The organism is Enterobacter cloacae complex sp. ECNIH7 (assembly GCF_002208095.1).
GTDB classification, from domain to species: Bacteria; Pseudomonadota; Gammaproteobacteria; order Enterobacterales; family Enterobacteriaceae; genus Enterobacter; species Enterobacter cloacae_M.
In genome coordinates this window covers 3,404,448-3,424,328 of sequence record NZ_CP017990.1, presented here as the reverse complement: position 1 = coordinate 3,424,328, position 19,881 = coordinate 3,404,448, and the positions used below count along the sequence as shown (strand labels likewise).

The window sequence follows — 19,881 nt, the reverse complement described above, 5'->3', positions numbered from 1 at the left end:
CGGGATCAATCCTTGTCCGATGCGCTCAGCGTAACGGAGGAGAGATAGTTCAGCAGAGCAATATCGTTGTCCACGCCCAGCTTCATCATCGCTGATTTCTTCTGGCTGCTGATGGTTTTAATGCTGCGGTTCAGCTTCTTGGCAATCTCGGTCACCAGGAAACCTTCTGCGAACAGGCGCAGAACTTCACTCTCTTTCGGGGACAGGCGTTTGTCACCGTAGCCACCCGCGCTGATTTTTTCCAGCAGACGAGAGACGCTTTCAGGCGTGAACTTCTTGCCTTTCTGCAGCGCAGCGAGCGCTTTTGGCAGATCGGTCGGGGCGCCCTGTTTCAGCACAATCCCTTCAATGTCCAGATCCAACACCGCGCTCAGGATCGCCGGGTTGTTGTTCATGGTCAGAACAATGATCGAGATATCCGGGAAGTGACGTTTAATGTATTTGATGAGCGTGATCCCATCACCGTATTTGTCTCCAGGCATGGAGAGATCGGTAATGAGCACGTGTGCATCAAGCTTTGGGAGGTTATTGATCAGTGCTGTAGAGTCTTCAAATTCACCGACTACATTCACCCACTCGATCTGTTCAAGTGATTTGCGAATACCGAACAGTACAATCGGATGGTCATCGGCAATAATTACGTTCATATTGTTCATGTATAAGGCTACCTTGCTACAGCAAGCTTTTGACGTAGGCGTCAATGTCGCTGATGTATTTTTCAATGCCAGAGGCATCTTTCTCACGAATTAGATGTTCCAGCGTTTCACATAACTGCTTGCCGGGAACCAGATTAAGCATGGCAAACACCCCTTTAAGCCGGTGTGCTGTCTGTGCCAGCGCTGCAAAATCATTCGCAGCGGACTCAGTATACAACCGCTTAACATCATCTGGTACTGTATCAACAAAGAGTGAATAGTATCCGCTGGCGTGAAGCTCGGCATTTTCATTGCCGCCTAACGGTGACTCCGTTATCTCTTCCTGCGCCAGCTGCTCTTCTATTAGTTGTAGTACAGCTTCCTGCATCGCATTGCTTATATTAAAGTTGACGCGCAGCTGGCCAGGGCCGATTTTCCGCACGCCTGACTCATCATCGCTTAAAAGCAAGCCGGAGGCAGTAAGATTAGACGGATTATCAGTTAAAAACAGATCAAATTCTTGACTTGCAAGTCTTTCATCCGGCGTGATGCAGGCCGCTCCCCAGTTTTCTAACTGACGAACGACAATATTGCGGATCTCGTTCGAGGTCACATCGACCATCACCACGACGTCATCCAGCAGACGTTCTTCATCCTCTTCCTGCGGATTGGCCGCCATTTTCACATGCAGAGAATAGCGGGTGCCGAGGGATTCACGGGCTTTGATATTCAGGTGGCCGCCAAGCTTACGCGCCAGCTGATCGCACAGCCAGAAGGTCAGGGCATTGGCCTTGCCGTAGCGATCGCTCTGCGTGTCATTCAGGAACGGGAAGTGCAGATTATCAATTTCACTTGTTGTGACGCCTTCCCCGGTATCCAGGATGCGGAACGTCAGACGGTCTTCTGCCGACTCCTCGGTGCTGACCTCAAGGGTGATCTTGCCGATCTGCGTGGTGGTCACGGCGTACTGAATAATCATCAGCAGAATGCGGCGCAGCGCTTCGCGATCGCCGTGGCGTTCGTCATTCGCAGGGAGATTGTTATTGATCAGCAGCTGCAGCCCTTTGCGCTTAATGACGGGCAGCACTTCCGGCACCACTTCATCGATCAGATCCTGGATGGAGAAGAGGGCTGGTGTTCCCTTCCAGAAATCATTTTCCAGCATGTTCGCCAGCTGGATCTCATCAACCATTCTGACAAGCGAATCGGCCTGGCAGGCAAGCTGGTGGCTTTCAGAGGTGTTTAACGCCGCCGCCTGGGTCGCCAGCGTTTTTAACGGCTGCTTGAAGGCATCGCCAATGTTCTGCATAAATGCGGCGCGCCCCTGCTGGTTTTTCTCATACAGCCTTTGCGCCTGCTTGAGCTTTTTATTGACCAGCACTTCGCGATCCTGGTCGCGAATAATGAAGATTTGCGTGCGGGGAGCCACCTGGCTGCGGAACTGACGGATCTCGTACAGTTCATTGTTGATGGTGGCCTGAATCACCCCCTGGTGCTGATCCGCCATGGTGGTGATGTTCTGCAGGTTAAGATGCGGCAGCAGATGGTCGGCAATTTTGTTGCTCATCACCGTACGATTCGCCTCCTGGTCATGAACCAAGACCCCAAGCGGCAGCACGGAAACAATCTCTTCATTCAGTGCACGCAATACGCGCAGCTCATTGTTGGTACCGGCCGGAACCGCAGAGGCGTCGCTCTGACGACCCGTCTGGAAACGGAAGGTGCTGTAGCCAAACAGGGCCAGCGCCAGCAGACCGATATTCAGCAGCAGAGGCAGCAGAATATTTTGCAGGGTGTCGAGCAACAGCGTGCCAAACGGCACCTGCCACACGAGACGCATGCCGGTCGAGTTCAGCGATGAGGCAATTTCGATTTTCGAGCCGTTAAAGGAGATCGATACGCTCTCTGCGGCCTCTTTGTCGGACGCCGCACGCATGTTCTGGGTGCTGCTGTCTGGCTCCAGGCGGAAGCTGTCGAGCGGCATATCCGGCGGGATTAAATCATTAATCGGTAAATCGAAGGCCACCACCGTCGCCAGATGCCCTGGCTGGTTGAACGTGGTGCGCAGGGTAAAATAATGACCGTTTTGCCAGGCCAGACGACGCAGGGAAGAGAAGCTCTCACGCTCATCAAGGGCGTTCGCCTGCTGCAGCATCTCTGCCCGGCGGGAATCGACGATGCTGCCCACGGTTGTCTCTTTAAAGCCGGACGAGAGATCTTTTAACGGCAGCGTAGAGATCAGGATCATGCTGTTGTCCTGACCGTTCAGATAGTACATCGACCAAGGTACCGTTTCGGCACCCCAGAGGGTATCCAGATAGGTCGAAATACGCTGCGTCATCTCAAGCGTCGCGCTGTCGTGAGAGCCAAAAATAAGGGCCTCGGTCTTACGCTGCGGTTTTTCGAGATAATAGACATCCTGCTTAAGTCGCGTCTCCTGAAGTCCATCCCCGGACGAGGAGGTCGGGGCAGCAGCGATATTGTCGTAAATCTGCCAGGTGGCGTAGCGCCAGGTGTCTATGCGCTTGTGCACGGCGTGGGTGATATCCACGACCTGATAGCTCTTATCCTTCAGCCAGGCGTTAACCGCGCTTTGTACCATCACCCCCATGGTGACTAACAGCACAACGATCAAAAGAAGAAAGAAACGGGTGATGCTCCCGGGGAGAAGGGAGAATTTGCTCGGGGCGGTAGTTTCAGTCTGACTCATTGATATCTTTAACCCGTTATGGTCGTGCTCTGTGGCGATAGGGCAGTATAAAGGGTAATAACTGAATTTCCAGCGCGACTGTCCGGGAAGAGGCGACTTTTTCTCCGGACAATATCGGCGGCGGGGAGTGCAGAAAACATGTACAAACTCGCCATGCGCGTACAAATAATCGACCCACGCCGTCAATAAATAGCACGAATTAACAAGAAATTAAGTCTTGTAGCAATTTATGAACTTCGAAGAATACCCGAAGAGAATTTAGTTAATAGTCGTTACAATTACGGTGCGGTAGCACAAAAAAAAGAGGAGTTACGTAAAGAAAGGTAAAAAAAAACCGAATGCGGAGCATCCGGTTCAATTAGGGATAAACAGACATTCAAAACTGAATGACGGTAATAAATAAAGTTAATGATGATAGCGAGAGTTATTTTAGAGATTAGGTGCGATCTTGTTTTGTCATTCAGTGCTGTAACGGATTTTATTGTAACTCTTTGATGTGTATGTGGTGATTTTCCTGTTTGATTATAAGTGCTAATTTTCTAAGCTATTTGTGCTTTGTAAAAGTTCCTTGATATTTACATTTTGAAACATGTTGATGGGTAAATGAAACATCTTCAAAGTTTTCGTATCATATTCGCATTGGATTATTCTGTAATTTTGCGGAGAATGAAATTGCCGACTGGTTAATGAGGGTTAACCAGTAAGCAGTGGCAATTATAAGGCATATAACAGAGGGTTAATAAAATGAAAGTTAAAGTACTGTCCCTCCTGGTACCAGCACTCCTGGTGGCAGGCGCAGCAAATGCGGCCGAAATTTATAACAAAGATGGCAACAAATTAGATCTGTACGGTAAAGTCGATGGTCTGCACTATTTCTCTGACGACAAGAGTGCCGACGGGAGGGTGTTCAATATTCTGTGTCAGCCGATCATAGGTCAATATGATCATCCAATCTGCCGGGGAAATGGATCGATAGCTGCGACAGCGTCAGATTCCAATTCTGGATGGGGAGCGTCCAGCGTTCTGATGCCTGCAACATACCGGCGTATAACAGCTTGAGCAAACTGTTTTCATTGGCGAAACCGCCTTTGGTTTTCGTCAGTTTGCGGAACTGCCGGTGTACCGCCTCGACCGCATTGGTCGTGTAGATGGCGGTTCTGACGTATTCCGGGTATTTAAAATAGGCCGACAGCGTCTCCCATTTATTGCGCCAGGATTTAATGACGACTGGGTATTTCTCGCCCCACTTGGCCTCCAACTCATCCAGCGCCGATTCAGCCGCACTCAGGGTAGCCGCTTTGTACACGCACTTCAGATCCACCATGAAGGCTTTCTGGTTCTTGCTGGCAACATATTTCAATGAGTTGCGGATCTGGTGGATGACGCAGTGCTGAACTTCCGTTCGAGGATAGATACTTGCGATGGCCTCAGGGAAGCCCTTCAAGCCATCCACACAGGCAATCAGTATGTCTTTGACACCCCGGTTATGCAGATCGGTCAGCACGCTTAACCAGTGATGGGCCCCTTCATGCTCTGACAGATAAAGACCGAGCAGCTCTTTTTTACCTTCGACATTCAGGCCCAGAATGGTGTAAACAGCTTTGGTGATATAGCGGCCATTTTCCTTGATCTTGTAGTGAATGGCATCGAGCCACATCACCGGATAAATCGCATCCAGCTCACGGTCACGCCAGGCTTGTAACTCAGGCAGCAGCTTGTCAGTCACGGCGTTGAGCGTACCGTTGGACAGATGGATGCCGTACAACTCTTCGATATGCGCCCGGATATCCTGGTAGCTAGTTCCAAGCGCAAACAGGGCGATGATTTTGCGCTCCAGCTCGTCAGTCAACTGGGTCTGGTGTTTTTTGATGATTTGCGGCTCAAAGGTACCGGCCCGATCACGAGGCGTATTGAGTTCAAAGCGCCCAGCGATGCTTTTGATGGTCTTGGATGTTGAGCCGTTTTTGCGATTGGGCGTTTCATCTTGGGCGAGGTGCTGCTCAAGTTCGGCCTGCATGGCCGCTTCGGTCAATTGCTTGATAAGCGGGGTAAGAATGCCGTCTTTGCCAGTCAGGTCTTTACCGTCACGCAAGGCTTGCAATGCAGCTTCGATATCGAAGGATGGTTTGGTCATGTGTCATCTCTTTTTGTCGTAGTTTAATGAAATGACACAGAATTCTGAACACTACCGCCGACGGCGACCAGACTTACATGCGTCTTGGCTTCAAAGGCGAAACTCAGGTTAACGATCAGCTGACCGGTTACGGCCAGTGGGAATACCAGATCCAGGGCAACACCTCTGAAAGCGACAACCAGGCCTGGACGCGTGTGGCGTTCGCGGGTCTGAAATTCGCTGACGCGGGTTCTTTCGATTACGGTCGTAACTACGGCGTAATCTACGATGTAACCTCCTGGACCGACGTTCTGCCAGAATTTGGCGGCGATACTTACGGTGCGGACAACTTCCTGCAGTCCCGTGCTAACGGCGTGGCGACCTACCGCAACCAGGACTTCTTTGGTCTGGTGGATGGCCTGAACTTTGCCCTGCAGTATCAGGGTAAAAACGGCAGCGTAAGCGGTGAAAACGACACCGGTCGTAGCACCCTGAAACAGAACGGCGACGGCTACGGTGCATCCGTTACCTATAACCTGGGTGAAGGCTTCAGCATCGGTGGTGCAATGTCTTCTTCCAAACGTACCGCTGACCAGAACAACACCGCTAACCTGGCGCTGAAGGGCGAAGGCGATCGTGCTGAAGTTTATTCTGGTGGTCTGAAATACGACGCCAACAACATCTACCTTGCGGCGCAGTACTCCCAGACCTACAACGCAACCCGTTTCGGCAATTCTCAGAGCAGCAGCGACATTTACGGCTTTGCTAACAAAGCGCAGAACTTCGAAGTGGTTGCTCAGTACCAGTTCGACTTCGGCCTGCGTCCGTCCGTGGCTTACCTGCAGTCTAAAGGGAAAGACATCGAAAATTACGGCGATCAGGATCTGCTGAAATATGTTGACGTTGGTGCGACTTACTACTTCAACAAAAACATGTCCACCTACGTGGATTACAAAATCAACCTGGTTGATGAAAATGAATTCACCCGTCAGGCGGGTATCGGTACTGACGATATCGTAGCGCTGGGTCTGGTTTACCAGTTCTAATCGCTTCATCGTGTGACGTAAGGGGCCTGCTGGCCCCTTTTTTGTGTCTCGCAGATTCGAACAACTCACCCGTTTTGGTGTACTCTTGCCGCCCTGGCATGAGGATAATAATGAATGGACATGACTTTTTTACGCGCCAGCTTTCTGGCTATGCTTTTTTTCCTGACCGCGTGTGACGATTCCGCGCCCGTGGCGAAAGCCGACGCACCCGCCGCGACGGTGCTCGAAGGCAAAACGATGGGCACCTTCTGGCGCGTCAGCGTGATGAACCTCGATAAAACACGCACAGATGAGCTACGCGGCAAAATCCAGTCTCAGCTGGATGCCGACGATCAGCTGCTCTCAACCTATAAAAATGACTCGGCGCTGATGCGCTTTAACCTCTCCACCAGCACCTCCCTGTGGCCGGTGAGCGAGGCGATGGCCGATATCGTGACCGAATCTATACGCGTGGGTTATAAAACCAACGGCGCGATGGATGTGACCGTCGGACCCCTGGTAAACCTCTGGGGATTTGGCCCTAACAAACAGCCGGTGACCACGCCCGAACAGGCGGCCATTGATGACGCCCGCGCCCGGACAGGGCTGCAGCATCTGACGGTGATCAATCAGTACGGACAACAGTACCTGCAAAAGGATATCCCCGATCTGTTTGTCGATCTGTCGACGGTAGGGGAAGGCTATGCGGCGGATCATCTTGCAGCGCTGATGGCCCAGGAAGGCATTTCCCGCTATCTGGTCTCCGTGGGCGGCGCGCTAGTCAGCCGGGGGATGAACGCCAGCGATAAGCCGTGGCGCGTAGCGATTCAAAAGCCGACCGATCGGCAAAATGCCGTACAGGCGATAGTGGATATCAACGGACATGGCATCAGTACCTCCGGGAGCTATCGTAACTATTACGAGCTTGACGGGAAGCGTATTTCGCATGTTATCGATCCGCAGACCGGCCGTCCCATCACGCATAACCTGGTCTCGGTGACGGTCATCGCCCCAACGGCGCTGGAAGCGGATGCCTGGGATACTGGCTTAATGGTTCTCGGCCCGGAAAAAGCCAAAGAGGTGGTTCGCCAGGAAGGGCTGGCGGTTTATATGATCACCAAAGAGGGCGACGGGTTCAAAACCTGGAGCTCGCCGCAGTTCAATAGCTTCCTGGTGCGCGACAAAAATTAAAAAGCAAGGTTGCGGGTTTTTTATCAGTGGCACTCAGGCAGGCTCTATGTATGCTTACAAGAGGAGCCGATAATGAGAAACTCAACCTTTATTACCGATGAGGATCGCTGGCAGGCCGTGCTGGCCCGCGATCCGCTCGCTGACGAACAGTTTGTCTTCGCCGTGCAGACGACGGGTATTTTCTGCCGCCCGTCATGCCGCGCCCGCCACGCGCTGCGTAAAAACGTCCGCTTTTATCCCGATGCCCAACATGCCGTTCAGGCAGGGTTTCGCCCGTGCAAGCGCTGCATGCCGGACAAACGCGATCCGCAGGCGCAGAAGCTGGCAAAAGTGGAACACGCCTGCCGTCTTCTGGAGCAGGATCCCACGCTAACCCTGGAGGGGCTGGCGCAGCAGGTCGCCATGAGTCCTTTCCATTTCCACCGTCTGTTTAAGTCCGTGACCGGCATGACGCCAAAGGCCTGGCAGCAGGCGGCGCGAGGCCAGCGCCTGCGCACCGCGCTTGCACAGGGAGACAAAGTTACCAACGCCGTGCTGGCGGCGGGGTTTCCCGACAGCAGCAGCTATTATCGTAAAGCCAACGATGCGCTGGGCATGACGGCGAAGCAGTACCGCAAAGGGGATGCGGCAGTGCGTTATGCCATCAGCGACTGCTCGTTAGGACGCTGTCTGGTTGCGGAAAGCGAGCGGGGGATCTGCGCGATCCTGCTGGGTGACAGCGATGAAGAATTAGCCGAAGAGCTTGCCGCGCATTTTCCAAAAGCAGCGCATGCGCCGCTGGAAGAGGATTTCGCACAGCGGATCCAGCAGGTGATTGCCAGTATTGATAACCGCGATGTACCACTTGCGCTGCCGCTGGATATTCGCGGAACCGCGTTCCAGCAGCGCGTCTGGCAGGCCCTTCGCAACATTCCCTGCGGCGAAACGGCAAGTTACCGGCAGGTGGCGCAGGCGATTGGCCAGTCCAGTGCGGTACGCGCCGTTGCCGGAGCCTGTGCGGCAAACAGGCTGGCGATTGTGATCCCCTGTCATCGCGTGGTTCGGAACGACGGCGCGCTGTCGGGTTACCGTTGGGGCTCGGCGCGAAAGGCGCTATTACTGAAACGTGAGGCGAAACGCCAGGAGGGATAATGCTCGATCTTTTTGCGGATGCTGAACCCTGGCAGGAGCCGCTTGCTCCGGGAGCGGTGATCCTGCGCCGTTTTGCACTCTCCCGTGCGGCGGCGCTTCTTGCCGGTATCGACGAGGTGACGGCGGTTTCGCCATTTCGCCATATGGTGACGCCGGGCGGCTACACCATGTCGGTGGCCATGGCCAACTGCGGCGAACTGGGCTGGGCGACGAACGAGCGGGGCTATCTGTATGCTCCGAACGATCCCGCTACCGGCCAGCCGTGGCCCCCGATGCCCGCGATTTTTCAGTCTCTCTGCCACGAGGCCGCCGTGGCAGCGCAGTATCCTGACTTCCGGCCAGATGCCTGCCTGATCAACCGCTACGCCGTTGGCGCGAAGCTCTCGCTGCATCAGGACAAGGATGAACCCGATCTTCGCGCGCCTATCGTCTCGGTATCGTTAGGTTTGCCTGCCGTCTTCCAGTTTGGGGGATTACGCCGCAACGACCCGCTCAAGCGCATTATGCTGGAACATGGCGATGTGGTGGTGTGGGGCAGGGAGTCGCGGCTTTATTATCACGGCATTCAGCCGCTGAAGCCCGGGATCCACCCGCTCACGGGCGAGTACCGTTTTAACCTGACCTTCCGCCAGGCGGGGCACAGTAAACTAAAATAAGAATTATTCTTGATGTACACGCAGGGCAGTTTACACTGCTGGCTGATTTTTATTGTCCGGATTGCCTGCATGCAACTACTTCTCCTCGTCTGGCGTCAGTATTGCTGGCCCTTCATCGCAGTAATGGCGTTAAGCCTTGCCAGCGCCGCGCTGGGGATTGGCCTGATCGCGTTTATTAACGTGCGGTTGATTGAAATGACCGACACTTCGCTCTCCGTTCTGCCGGAGTTTCTCGGCCTGCTGCTCCTGCTGATGGCGGTTACGCTCGGTTCCCAGCTGGCGCTGACCACGCTCGGGCACCATTTCGTTTTCCGTTTGCGCAGTGAGTTTATCAAGCGGATCCTCGATACTCAGGTAGAGCGCGTTGAGCAGCTCGGCAGCGCTTCCCTGCTGGCGGGGCTGACCAGCGACGTGCGCGCCATTACCATCGCGTTCGTTCGTCTGCCGGAGCTGGTGCAGGGGATCATTCTGACCTTTGGCTCGGCTGCCTATCTCGCCTGGCTCTCCAGCAAAATGCTGGCGGTGACCGCGCTGTGGATTGTCATTACCATCTGGGGCGGCTTTATGCTGGTGTCGCGCGTCTATAAACACATGGCGGTACTGCGCGAAACCGAAGATAAGCTTTATAACGATTACCAGACGGTGCTGGAAGGGCGCAAAGAGCTCACCCTGAACCGCGAGCGCGCCGAGCATATCTTTAATCATCTCTATATCCCGGACGCGCGCGAATACCGTCATCATATTATTCGCGCCGACACCTTCCACCTGAGCGCGGTGAACTGGTCAAACATCATGATGCTGGGCGCCATTGGCCTGGTGTTCTGGATGGCGAACGGCCTGGGCTGGGCCGACACCAACGTCGCGGCAACCTACTCGCTGACGCTGCTGTTTTTGCGCACGCCGCTGCTCTCAGCGGTCGGTGCGCTGCCCACCCTGCTGAGTGCGCAGGTGGCTTTTAATAAGCTCAAAAAATTCGATCTCGCGCCGTTCAAGGCCGAATTCCCACGCCCGCAGGCCTTCCCGAACTGGCAGACGCTGGAGCTGCGTAACGTCAAGTTCCGCTATCAGGACAGCGCTTTCTCCGTGGGACCGGTCAACCTGACGATCCGCCGCGGTGAACTGCTGTTCCTCATCGGCGGTAACGGCAGCGGTAAATCTACGCTGGCGATGTTGCTAACCGGACTCTATCAGCCGCAGTCGGGCGAGATTTTGCTGGACGGCAAGGCGCTAAGCGCGGAGAAGCCCGAGGATTACCGCAAGCTTTTCTCGGCGGTGTTCACCGACGTCTGGCTGTTCGATCGGCTGCTGGGGCCGGAAGGGCAACAGGCCAATCCGGCGCTGGTGGAAAAATGGCTGGCGCAGCTGCAGATGTCGCACAAGCTGGAACTTCAGGACGGTAAAATTCTCAATCTGAAGCTTTCCAAAGGGCAGAAAAAGCGCGTGGCGCTGCTGCTGGCGCTGGCGGAAGAGCGTGACATCATCCTGCTGGACGAGTGGGCTGCGGATCAGGATCCGCATTTCCGCCGCGAGTTTTATCAGGTGCTGCTGCCGCTGATGCAGGAGATGGGCAAAACCATTTTCGCCATCAGCCACGACGATCACTACTTCATTCATGCTGACCGCCTGCTGGAGATGCGCGACGGCAAGCTGAGCGAGCTGACCGGTGAAGAGCGCGATGCGGCCTCGCGTGACGCGGTGGCGCGTACGGCCTGATGCCCTCACCCTAACCCTCTCCCACAGGGAGAGGGGATAGATCGTGGCCGTAATGCCGCTTTTTTCTCCATCCCGTCCCGTTGTTTATTCTTATTTACATATCCCCGCGCTATGCTTAACCCCAACTCATTTAATGGATTTATGATTGATGTCGGTATTAAAGAAAAACAGCGCCAGACAGCGTGACCAGGAGCGCGCGCGACTCATCTGGCTTCTCACGACCGATAAAGCGGTCACTTCTACGCTTTTAGGCAAACTCACCCTGGCTGAGCAATATGATGTCGGCACCCTGGCCGACGATATTGCTGAGGTAGGTGCGCTGGTTGCTCATTTACCCCCGCCGGATCTGGCGGATACCCTTGAAGCGCTTCCCTCGGAAGAGCGTCACGCCCTGTGGCGTCTGGTGCAGGATCACGAGCGCGGGCAGGTGCTGCTTGAGGCCTCCGAAAACGTCTGGGACGACCTGATCGACGAGATGAGCGACCGGGATATTCTCGACGCGGTGCAAACCCTGGATATCGACGAGCAGATTTACCTCGTTCAGCACCTGCCGCGAAACCTGACCGGCCGCCTGCTGGCGTCACTGCCTGCCGATGAACGCGCGCGCGTGCGTCAGGTGATGCATTACGAGAAAAACAGCGTCGGCGCGATCATGGAGTTCGGCGTTATCACGGTGCGACCGGACGTGACGCTCGGTACCGTGCAGCGCTATCTGCGTCGCCTGGGCAAAATGCCGGACAACACCGATAAACTGTTTGTCACCTCCCGGGATAAAACCCTGCTTGGCGAACTTGAGCTGAAAACCATCCTGCTCAACAGCACCCAGCGGAAGGTGAGCGAGGTGATGGAAAACGAGCCGATGGTCTTCTCCCCGGAAGACGATGCGGAGAAAGCGGCGCGTACCTTCGAGCGTGACGACCTGGTGAGTGCCGCCGTCGTGGATTCCGTCGGCAAACTGATGGGGCGTCTGACCATCGATGAGATCGTTGACGTGGTCTATGAAGAAACCGACAACGACCTGCGCGCGCTCGGCGGGATTAGCGCCGAAGATGACGTCCATGCCTCCGTCGGCAAGGCGGTAAAAACGCGCTGGGCGTGGCTGGCCATTAACCTGTGTACCGCGTTTATCGCCTCCCGGGTGATTGACGGGTTTGAACACACCATTTCTCAGCTGGTGGCGCTGGCCTCGCTGATGCCGATTGTGGCCGGAATCGGCGGCAACACCGGAAACCAGACTATAACCATGATCGTTCGCGCGCTGGCGCTGGAAAACATTCAGCCAGGTAACTTTTCGTGGCTCATTTTTAGAGAGATGGGCGTCGCGCTAATTAACGGCCTGGTGTGGGGCGGGATTATGGGCGGCATCACCTGGTGGCTGTACGACGATATGGCCCTGGGCGGCGTGATGATGCTGGCGATGGTGCTGAACCTGCTGGTGGCGTCGATAATGGGCGTGATTATCCCGCTGACGATGACCAAACTGGGCCGCGACCCCGCGGTGGGGTCGAGCGTGATGATCACCGCCATCACCGATACCGGCGGTTTCTTTATTTTTCTTGGGCTGGCGACGATTTTTCTGCTTTAAGCCGACGCTTAATGCGGGCGGGGAGGAGTGCCATGACGATAATCCCGCCCAGCACGCCAATCGCCAGATTGCCGGTTGATACCGTGGCGGCTACGGTGACCAGCATGACGACCGTTTCTGCAATCGGGGCCGTTTTCACCGTGGCTGGCTGAAGGCTGTGCCAGCTGAAGGTTTTGACGGCGACAATCGCCATAATACCCGCCAGCACCGCCATCGGGATTTTGGCCATCACGTCGCTGAGCGCCGTCACCAGGATCAGCAGCACGATGCCCGCCGCAAAGGTTGAAATGCGGCTTCGACCTTTCCCCATCTCCACGTTGACGATGGTTTGTCCGATCATCGCGCAGCCTGCAATTCCGCCATAAAATCCGGCCAGAATATTACCCACGCCCAGCCCGATGCTCTCACGGCGCTTGCTCGACGGCGTTGCGGTCAGCTCATCCACCAGCTTTGCCGTCAGCAGGGATTCCAGCAGGCCGACAAACGCGATGCTCAGCGCGCACGGCCAGATAATGCTCAGCGTCTGCACATTGAGCGGGACCAGCAGCTCGGTAAGACCCGGCAAACCGCCGCTCATGGAGCCTTCATCGCCCACGGTCGGCAGGATTTGACCGGTTGAAACGGTAAACAAGGTAAGCACAACAATCGCAATCAGCGGGGAAGGGATGCTTTTGATATAGCGCGGCACCCACAGCACGATCAGCAGCGTCAGGACGAACAGGCCCACAATCAGAGGGCTTCGGCTCCAGAAATGCGGTACCTGAGCGAAGAAGATCAAAATGCCCAGGGCGTTAACAAACCCGGTCATGACCGACTGGGGGATAAAGCGCATCAGCCTTGCCATGCCCAGCACGCCAAACAGAATCTGAATCACGCCAGCCATCAGCACGGCGGGAAGAATGTACTGTACGCCGTGCTGATGCACCATCGGACCAATGACCAGCGCCACGGAACCGGCCGCTGCCGTGACCATCGCCGGGCGGCCACCCAGTACCGACAGGGTAAGACACAGCACCACGGAGGCGATCAGGCTGACCTTTGGGTCAACGCCCGCCACCACCGAAAAAGAGATAACCTCGGGGATCAGCGCCAGGGCGGTAATCACGCCTGCCAGCGTTTCACGCGTTAGCCGCTTTGGGGAACGCAGCACGTTGGCTACGCGGTCTTCGGGGGATACAGCAGAATGGGGTAAGGACATAACAGTTCGCTGGTTAGGGCAGGCTTCCGTGCGCGCGATCACAAAACGCAACATACTAGCCAGTAAAACCGCGCTTTACCAGACGCATCGATAATTCCTCACAAACAATCCATCATTAAATTTCACAATTACAATAATTTCGTAACCTTTAAACAATATTTAAAAGTTGTTACCGTGCCCCCGCAGCTTTTTTCACCTGCAATTTCCACGCATCAAGCACTTTTACACTAAGGCATAAATTATGAAAAAAATGACTGCCATGCTCTTTTCTCTGGCCGTGGGGCTTAACACCGTCTCCATGGCGGCGAAAGCTGACGCACCAAAAGAGCAGGAAACGGACGTCCTTTTAATTGGTGGCGGTATCATGAGCGCCACGCTGGGAACCTATCTGCAAGAACTGCAGCCTGACTGGTCTATGACCATGGTCGAGCGCCTTGATGGCGTGGCGCAGGAGAGTTCGAACGGATGGAATAACGCCGGTACCGGACATTCGGCACTCATGGAACTGAACTATACGCCGCAGAAAAAGGACGGTTCCATTAGTATCGAGAAGGCGGTAGAGATCAACGAAGCATTCCAGGTTTCTCGCCAGTTCTGGTCTCATCAGGTCAACAGCGGCGTGATGCACGACCCGCACTCTTTCATCAACACCGTGCCGCACATGAGCTTTGTGTGGGGAGAGCAGAACGTCAACTTCCTGCGCGCGCGCTACGCCGCTCTGCAGCAGAGCACGCTGTTCCGCGGGATGAAATACTCTGAAGACCACGCGCAGATTAAAGAGTGGGCTCCGCTGGTCATGGAAGGTCGTGACCCGAACCAGAAAGTGGCGGCGACCCGTACCGAAATTGGTACCGACGTTAACTACGGTGAAATTACCCGTCAGCTGGTGACGTCTCTGAAGAAAAAAGAGAACTTCAACCTGCAGCTCAGCACCGAAGTGCGCGGTTTCAAGCGCAACGCGGATAACAGCTGGAGCGTGACCGTTGCCGATCTGAAAAACAACGAAGCCGAGCACGTCATCAAGGCGAAGTTTGTCTTTATCGGTGCGGGCGGCGCGGCGCTGAAGCTGCTGCAGGAGTCCGGTATTCCGGAAGCTGACGACTACGCGGGCTTCCCGGTGGGCGGCCAGTTCCTGGTGTCAGAAAACCCGGAAGTGGTGAACCGTCATCTGGCAAAAGTGTACGGCCAGGCTTCCGTTGGCGCACCGCCGATGTCTGTTCCGCACATCGACACCCGTATGCTTGACGGCAAACGCGTGGTGCTGTTTGGGCCGTTCGCGACCTTCTCCACGAAGTTCCTGAAAAATGGCTCCCTGTGGGATCTGCTCAGCGCCACGACCACCTCTAACGTCAAGCCGATGATGGACGTGGGTCTGGATAACTTCGACCTGGTGAAATACCTGATCAGCCAGGTGATGCTCTCTGACGACGACCGCTTCGAGGCGCTGAAAGAGTACTATCCGCAGGCGAAGAAAGAAGACTGGCGTCTGTGGCAGGCGGGTCAGCGCGTACAGATCATCAAGCGCGATCCGAAAGAGGGCGGCGTGCTGCGTCTGGGTACCGAAGTGGTGAGCGATAAGGATGGCACGATTGCCGCGCTGCTGGGTGCGTCGCCGGGCGCGTCTACCGCTGCGCCAATCATGCTGCACCTGATGGAAAAAGTGTTTAAAGACAAAGTTGCCAGCCCGGAATGGCAGGCGAAGCTGAAACCCATTATTCCATCCTACGGCACGAAGCTGAACGGTAACGTGGATGCGACGGAACAAGAGCTGGAGTACACCAGCCGCGTGCTGCAGCTGCAGTACGTGAAGCCGCAGGCTGCGGATGCTGCGCCGAAGGCGGAGCTGAAGCCTCAGCCGGAAAACAAGCCGGTTGCGGATATCGCGCTGTAAGGTAAAAGCAAAACGGTAACATCTGTTACCGTTTTTAGTTTAGCAGGTCGGGTAAGGCGAAGCCGCCACCCGACTTGTTTTTAACGTACTACCGCTTGTCCGACCGTCTCTTCTGCCTTCCACACGCGATATTTTACTTCCACGTTTTCAGGCGTATATACCACGATCGGCAACTTGCTGTTGTAGCGCAGCAGGCTGTTGTCGCCCAGATAGGCCGTCACAAATTTCTTCTCTTTCTTGCCGTCCGGGCAGGCCATCATGGTAGAGACCGGAGAGGTCACTTTATCAAAGACGTAATAGTCATAACCCCAGCCTTCCAGGGTTTTGCTTTCCAGCTGGCCGCCCAGACGATGCTGATTGCAGTCCACTTCCAGCGTCTTGCCAATTAACAGTTCGACTTTGTAATTCGCTTCGTCCTGCTGAACCGGCAGTTGAATCACCTGACGCTTCATGCCTTTTTCCGCTTGCGGATAGGGTGCAACTTTTTCCAGCGGCTGCGCTTTTTGGGCGTCGCTGGCGAAAGCGCTGGTGCTGACGCACGCGGCGGCGAGAAGCGCGATGGCAAATTTAGGTGCGTTTTTCATTGTCATTCCTTTATGTCAAAACGATCCTGCGCAGGTTAACATAACAACGATGAATGAACGGTGTTATTTACTTACATTTTCACTATGGGTAGCGTTATGCGCTTTTAATTTGCCTGTTTGGTGGTTGTTTATGCTGGTGTGGAGTCGGGTGTCAGTTCGTGTTATTTTAGCCCCTATATATTGTTATTCATCTGTAAAAGGGAAGAGAGATGGTTCGTGCAAAACTGAAAACACCTGAAGGCCGCAAGTTCCTCCTGGCGCTACTCGTCGTGTTTATGATTGCTGCCGCGTGCGTCGGGCGGGCCACCATTGTTGGCGTCATTGAACAGTACAACATTCCTCTCTCCGCCTGGACTACCAGCATGTATGTGCTGCAGTCGGCGATGATCTTCGTTTACAGCCTTGTCTTCACCGTTCTGCTGGCCATTCCGCTGGGCATTTTCTTCCTGGGCGGACGTGAGAAGCATTAAGCGCTGACTCGCAATAGCTAAGCCATCCTGCCGGATGGCTTTTTTATGGTCTCATCCCACTCTCCTCAGGTTTTTTTAATCCGCGATATCCTATCCTGTAAGCATTCAGGCAACTGTTTTTAAAGCAGGAGCGGTAGATGCGTTCCAGATTTCCAGTGCTCAGCCAGATCCCCAAAGGCGTCTGGGTTGTGGGGGGCGTCAGTATGCTGATGGATATCTCGTCAGAGAGTATTCACAGCCTGCTGCCACTTTTTATGATGACCACCCTCGGTACGAGCGTGCTGTTAATCGGCCTGATTGAAGGGCTGGCGGAGGCCACTGCGCTTTTTATTAAGGTCTTTTCGGGGGCGATCAGCGACTACCTGGGTCAACGTAAGGGGCTGGCCCTGTTAGGGTATGGCCTGGGGGCCCTAAGCAAACCCCTTTTCGCATTAGCGTCCTCTTCCGGGATGGTTTTAGGCGCACGTCTCATGGACCGTACGGGGAAGGGAATACGGGGCGCCCCGCGGGATGCGCTGGTTGCAGACGTCACGCCGCCGGAAATGCGTGGTGCGGCATATGGTCTGCGTCAGTCAATGGATACCACAGGCGCATTTCTTGGCCCATTACTGGCCGTAAGCTTAATGCTGTTGCTGGACAATGATTTTCGCACTGTTTTCTGGATAGCTCTTATCCCCGGTCTGCTTTCAGTTGCCTTGCTCTATTTCGGCCTTCAGGAGCCGAAAACTCCCCTCGAACATAAACGTACTAATCCCATTAAACGAGAGAATTTAAGGCGGCTGGGTAAAGCGTGCTGGTGGGTGATTGGCCTTGGTGCGGTGTTCACGCTTGCCCGGTTTAGCGAGGCTTTTCTCGTCCTTCGTGCGCAGCAGTCGGGCGTTCCTCTGGCCCTTATTCCGCTGGTGATGGTGGTCATGAACGTACTCTATTCCCTTTCGGCTTACCCTTTTGGCAAACTTTCTGATGGCATGAGCCACACCCGACTTCTGCAGTGGGGGCTAATGGTGCTGATTGGCGCAGATGTTGTTCTGGCGCTGAGCAGCCACTGGATGGGAGTCATTTTAGGCGTTGCGCTTTGGGGAATACATATGGGTATGACCCAGGGATTACTGGCGGCAATGATCGCTAAAACCGCACCGCCCGATCTGCGCGGCACGGCTTTCGGTATTTTTAGTCTGGTAAGCGGCGTGGGATTATTAATCGCCAGCGTGGGAGCCGGCGCGATATGGGAAACGTTTGGCGCGGAATATACGTTTTATGCCGGAGCGGTGATTTGTCTGGCTACGCTTGTGTATCTGCGCAAAACGCCGGACGAGGCGAAATAAAAAACCAGCCATCAGGCTGGTTTTCAGTGTGTTTTTGGTCGGCACGAGAGGATTTGAACCTCCGACCCCCGACACCCCATGTCACTGCGTTAAAGCCGCTGCAACCCTTGTAAATACTGGTGCTACGGCATGTTTGACTGTATATGCAAACAGTGCATTTTTTGCAAAATCCGCACTATATACATCAATGAGTTACGTGTAGGTTTTTCCCCATACATCACCCGGCTTTAAAGACAATTTCAGCATGAGGAACTTCTACCCATTCAACATGGTTCTGGGTATAAATTTTTGTCGATTTTGCATCACTATGGGCCATCCTTGCCTGCGGATCGATACCTTGTCTTTCGAAAATATGAGCCGCCAGCGCTCTAATCTCGTGGAAAGTTGGCCTTTCTTTGATAGGTAATTCTGCCGCTACACCTATCCGGTCCCGCAGCTCTGAAAATGCCCTGCTCAAATAATCAGGGGCCACCTGTGTTGGGTGGTTAACTTCCTTGCTTATCGGATTGCTTCTCTTTTCCAGAAGCCGGTGAACAACATAAGGACTGGCCACATTGTCTCTGCTGTTGTCGATGATCTCTTTCAGGGCCCTGCCGATCGGAATAGCGACGTGTGAAGCCTCTTTGTGCTGCACTTTTTGCCGGTGAATGTAAAGCGTTCCGAATATGCCAGCCTCCTCCTGATCGAACCATACACAGCCGCAAACCCCTTCTTGAGGTTCCTTGATCGAGTACCGGATCCGGGAAACTTCCAGGCGCGCTTGCGTAGTTTGTATGGCAAGGTCCATTGCAGTCTTCAGCCAAGGTTCAGCAGCTGCATGTATGGCAAGGAACTGTTCCAAAGTAAGTCGCCGGCGGACCTTTTTATCGACACGCCGCATTTTTTTCCGTGTTGCAGGGTTATCCATCATTAGCGATTCATCAACAGCATAAGAGAATAGCTTTTTCAGGAAGCTAACTTTTCGGTTCTGAACATTGGCCGACGATTCAGAATGGTAATTTCGTATGTAGGCATTTACGTGCTCAAGCTCAATATCGCATGCGGGTATGTTATTAAAAAATTCTTTAACCCTGATGGCATCATTATTCCAATCGTCAAGTGTGCTTTTAGACGGCTGCTCATCTTTAATCGCTCTCTCCATAATGCGATCAACATGTTCAGAAAACGGGTGGGCTTCACCATTCAGCCCTCCCGATTCCCGAATTAATGAATCTATCGATGGTGTATTTTCAGGGCGCATCCTCAGGTTATATTCTCGGGCGATGGCGATAGCCATTACTCGATCCGAACCGAGAGTTTTCTTTTTCCCAGTTACAAGCGTGAACTTATACACGCCACGATCTTTATCAAAAAAAAGATAATCAGGAAGGTGGCGGTATTCTTTTTTTCGTGGCCTTGCTGCCATGGTCAACCCTCAATTATTAACTGACGTACCGCCTGATTAACAATTGAGTCAACTCCCCACTTTTCGGTTTCATAGACAAAAACTGAACCATCTACAATCCTTCCCATGAGTAATCCGTTTTCGACCCAACGTTTAATTGTACGGTTGTCAGGAATGGAGTCTTTGGTAAATTCGCGCTTACTCCAGAGACTCGCTTTCATTAGCTTTGCCATGGTTTCCTTCTCCATAAAGCCCGGCTGCACCCGGGCT

At 54.1% G+C, this 19,881-nt stretch carries 15 protein-coding genes and 2 pseudogenes; 10 read left to right on the top strand and 7 right to left on the bottom strand.

Annotated elements, in window-relative coordinates; translation table 11 throughout:
* Positions 1 to 5: 5 nt before the first annotated feature.
* Together rcsB and rcsD are read right to left on the bottom strand one after the other, a co-directional pair.
* Positions 6 to 656, bottom strand: a complete 651-nt coding sequence (rcsB, locus tag WM95_RS16875) for a response regulator transcription factor RcsB (RefSeq protein ID WP_006176468.1) — start codon at positions 654 to 656, stop codon at positions 6 to 8.
* A 16-nt stretch (positions 657 to 672) separates the two neighbouring features.
* Positions 673 to 3,345, bottom strand: coding sequence for a phosphotransferase RcsD (gene rcsD, locus WM95_RS16870; protein ID WP_023312509.1), 2,673 nt, complete (start codon positions 3,343 to 3,345; stop codon positions 673 to 675).
* Between the two features lie 744 nt (positions 3,346 to 4,089).
* Here rcsD and WM95_RS27230 point away from each other — a divergent pair.
* Positions 4,090 to 4,245: pseudogene (locus WM95_RS27230) on the top strand (porin OmpC); the annotation flags it as partial.
* 28 nt (positions 4,246 to 4,273) lie between these two features.
* On the opposite strand, the gene WM95_RS16865 reads toward WM95_RS27230, so the two are convergent.
* Positions 4,274 to 5,479 carry an IS256 family transposase gene (locus tag WM95_RS16865; protein ID WP_088544805.1) on the bottom strand — a complete coding sequence of 402 codons (1,206 nt, stop codon included), beginning with the start codon at positions 5,477 to 5,479 and terminating at the stop codon, positions 4,274 to 4,276.
* Between the two features lie 59 nt (positions 5,480 to 5,538).
* On the opposite strand from WM95_RS16865, the pseudogene ompC reads away from it, so the two are divergent.
* From ompC to mgtE, 6 genes and pseudogenes are all read left to right on the top strand, one after another.
* Positions 5,539 to 6,504, top strand: a pseudogene (gene ompC, locus WM95_RS16860) (porin OmpC); the annotation flags it as partial.
* Positions 6,505 to 6,618: 114 nt separating this feature from the next.
* Complete coding sequence (gene apbE / locus WM95_RS16855; RefSeq protein WP_023312507.1) at positions 6,619 to 7,674, top strand: FAD:protein FMN transferase ApbE; 1,056 nt, start codon at positions 6,619 to 6,621, stop codon at positions 7,672 to 7,674.
* A gap of 72 nt (positions 7,675 to 7,746) precedes the next feature.
* Positions 7,747 to 8,805, top strand: coding sequence for a bifunctional DNA-binding transcriptional regulator/O6-methylguanine-DNA methyltransferase Ada (gene ada, locus WM95_RS16850; RefSeq protein WP_063409145.1), 1,059 nt, complete (start codon positions 7,747 to 7,749; stop codon positions 8,803 to 8,805).
* The gene (gene alkB, locus WM95_RS16845) at positions 8,805 to 9,461 is read left to right on the top strand and encodes a DNA oxidative demethylase AlkB (protein ID WP_023312505.1); all 657 of its coding nucleotides are present in this window, start codon (positions 8,805 to 8,807) and stop codon (positions 9,459 to 9,461) included. Before ada ends, alkB begins: the two co-directional genes overlap by 1 nt.
* Before the next feature lie 69 nt (positions 9,462 to 9,530).
* Positions 9,531 to 11,174, top strand: coding sequence for a multidrug ABC transporter permease/ATP-binding protein (locus WM95_RS16840; protein ID WP_063409160.1), 1,644 nt, complete (start codon positions 9,531 to 9,533; stop codon positions 11,172 to 11,174).
* 148 nt (positions 11,175 to 11,322) lie between these two features.
* The gene (gene mgtE, locus WM95_RS16835; RefSeq protein ID WP_047647232.1) at positions 11,323 to 12,759 is read left to right on the top strand and encodes a magnesium transporter; all 1,437 of its coding nucleotides are present in this window, start codon (positions 11,323 to 11,325) and stop codon (positions 12,757 to 12,759) included.
* Here the strand turns inward: mgtE and WM95_RS16830 are convergent.
* Positions 12,722 to 14,011, bottom strand: coding sequence for a SulP family inorganic anion transporter (locus tag WM95_RS16830; RefSeq protein ID WP_047744219.1), 1,290 nt, complete (start codon positions 14,009 to 14,011; stop codon positions 12,722 to 12,724). The two genes, mgtE and WM95_RS16830, sit on opposite strands and share 38 nt — an antisense overlap.
* 187 nt (positions 14,012 to 14,198) lie before the next feature.
* On the opposite strand from WM95_RS16830, the gene mqo reads away from it, so the two are divergent.
* Positions 14,199 to 15,848, top strand: a complete 1,650-nt coding sequence (gene mqo, locus WM95_RS16825) for a malate dehydrogenase (quinone) (protein ID WP_063409147.1) — start codon at positions 14,199 to 14,201, stop codon at positions 15,846 to 15,848.
* An 80-nt stretch (positions 15,849 to 15,928) separates the two neighbouring features.
* Here the strand turns inward: mqo and eco are convergent, their stop codons facing one another.
* Positions 15,929 to 16,432, bottom strand: coding sequence for a serine protease inhibitor ecotin (gene eco / locus WM95_RS16820; protein ID WP_028013891.1), 504 nt, complete (start codon positions 16,430 to 16,432; stop codon positions 15,929 to 15,931).
* A gap of 209 nt (positions 16,433 to 16,641) precedes the next feature.
* Between eco and WM95_RS16815 the strand changes: the two genes are divergently transcribed.
* Both WM95_RS16815 and WM95_RS16810 read left to right on the top strand, forming a co-directional pair.
* Positions 16,642 to 16,902: a DUF2534 family protein gene (locus WM95_RS16815; RefSeq protein WP_008500962.1), complete on the top strand. Its 261-nt coding sequence runs from the start codon at positions 16,642 to 16,644 to the stop codon at positions 16,900 to 16,902.
* 137 nt (positions 16,903 to 17,039) lie between these two features.
* A complete protein-coding gene (locus WM95_RS16810; RefSeq protein WP_063409148.1) occupies positions 17,040 to 18,227 on the top strand; it encodes an MFS transporter in 1,188 nt (395 codons plus the stop codon).
* Between the two features lie 217 nt (positions 18,228 to 18,444).
* Here the strand turns inward: WM95_RS16810 and WM95_RS16800 are convergent, their stop codons facing one another.
* Both WM95_RS16800 and WM95_RS16795 read right to left on the bottom strand, forming a co-directional pair.
* Positions 18,445 to 19,632 (bottom strand): phage integrase Arm DNA-binding domain-containing protein, encoded by a 1,188-nt coding sequence (locus WM95_RS16800; protein ID WP_088544887.1) that lies wholly within the window; start codon positions 19,630 to 19,632, stop codon positions 18,445 to 18,447.
* A gap of 2 nt (positions 19,633 to 19,634) precedes the next feature.
* Positions 19,635 to 19,844 carry a hypothetical protein gene (locus WM95_RS16795; protein WP_001515618.1) on the bottom strand — a complete coding sequence of 70 codons (210 nt, stop codon included), beginning with the start codon at positions 19,842 to 19,844 and terminating at the stop codon, positions 19,635 to 19,637.
* Between the last annotated feature and the right edge of the window lie 37 nt (positions 19,845 to 19,881).

Excerpts from the sequence above, each read along its gene's own strand:
- WM95_RS16865 (WP_088544805.1), bottom strand. The coding sequence starts at position 5,479 with ATGACCAAACCATCCTTCGATATCGAAGCTGCATTGCAAGCCTTGCGT.
- WM95_RS16800 (WP_088544887.1), bottom strand. The coding sequence starts at position 19,632 with ATGGCAGCAAGGCCACGAAAAAAAGAATACCGCCACCTTCCTGATTAT.
- WM95_RS16810 (WP_063409148.1), top strand. The coding sequence starts at position 17,040 with ATGCGTTCCAGATTTCCAGTGCTCAGCCAGATCCCCAAAGGCGTCTGG.
- mgtE (WP_047647232.1), top strand. The coding sequence starts at position 11,323 with ATGTCGGTATTAAAGAAAAACAGCGCCAGACAGCGTGACCAGGAGCGC.
- rcsD (WP_023312509.1), bottom strand. The coding sequence starts at position 3,345 with ATGAGTCAGACTGAAACTACCGCCCCGAGCAAATTCTCCCTTCTCCCC.
- alkB (WP_023312505.1), top strand. The coding sequence starts at position 8,805 with ATGCTCGATCTTTTTGCGGATGCTGAACCCTGGCAGGAGCCGCTTGCT.
- ada (WP_063409145.1), top strand. The coding sequence starts at position 7,747 with ATGAGAAACTCAACCTTTATTACCGATGAGGATCGCTGGCAGGCCGTG.
- WM95_RS16815 (WP_008500962.1), top strand. The coding sequence starts at position 16,642 with ATGGTTCGTGCAAAACTGAAAACACCTGAAGGCCGCAAGTTCCTCCTG.
- WM95_RS16795 (WP_001515618.1), bottom strand. The coding sequence starts at position 19,844 with ATGGCAAAGCTAATGAAAGCGAGTCTCTGGAGTAAGCGCGAATTTACC.
- apbE (WP_023312507.1), top strand. The coding sequence starts at position 6,619 with ATGGACATGACTTTTTTACGCGCCAGCTTTCTGGCTATGCTTTTTTTC.
- rcsB (WP_006176468.1), bottom strand. The coding sequence starts at position 656 with ATGAACAATATGAACGTAATTATTGCCGATGACCATCCGATTGTACTG.
- mqo (WP_063409147.1), top strand. The coding sequence starts at position 14,199 with ATGAAAAAAATGACTGCCATGCTCTTTTCTCTGGCCGTGGGGCTTAAC.
- WM95_RS16830 (WP_047744219.1), bottom strand. The coding sequence starts at position 14,011 with ATGTTGCGTTTTGTGATCGCGCGCACGGAAGCCTGCCCTAACCAGCGA.
- WM95_RS16840 (WP_063409160.1), top strand. The coding sequence starts at position 9,531 with ATGCAACTACTTCTCCTCGTCTGGCGTCAGTATTGCTGGCCCTTCATC.
- eco (WP_028013891.1), bottom strand. The coding sequence starts at position 16,432 with ATGAAAAACGCACCTAAATTTGCCATCGCGCTTCTCGCCGCCGCGTGC.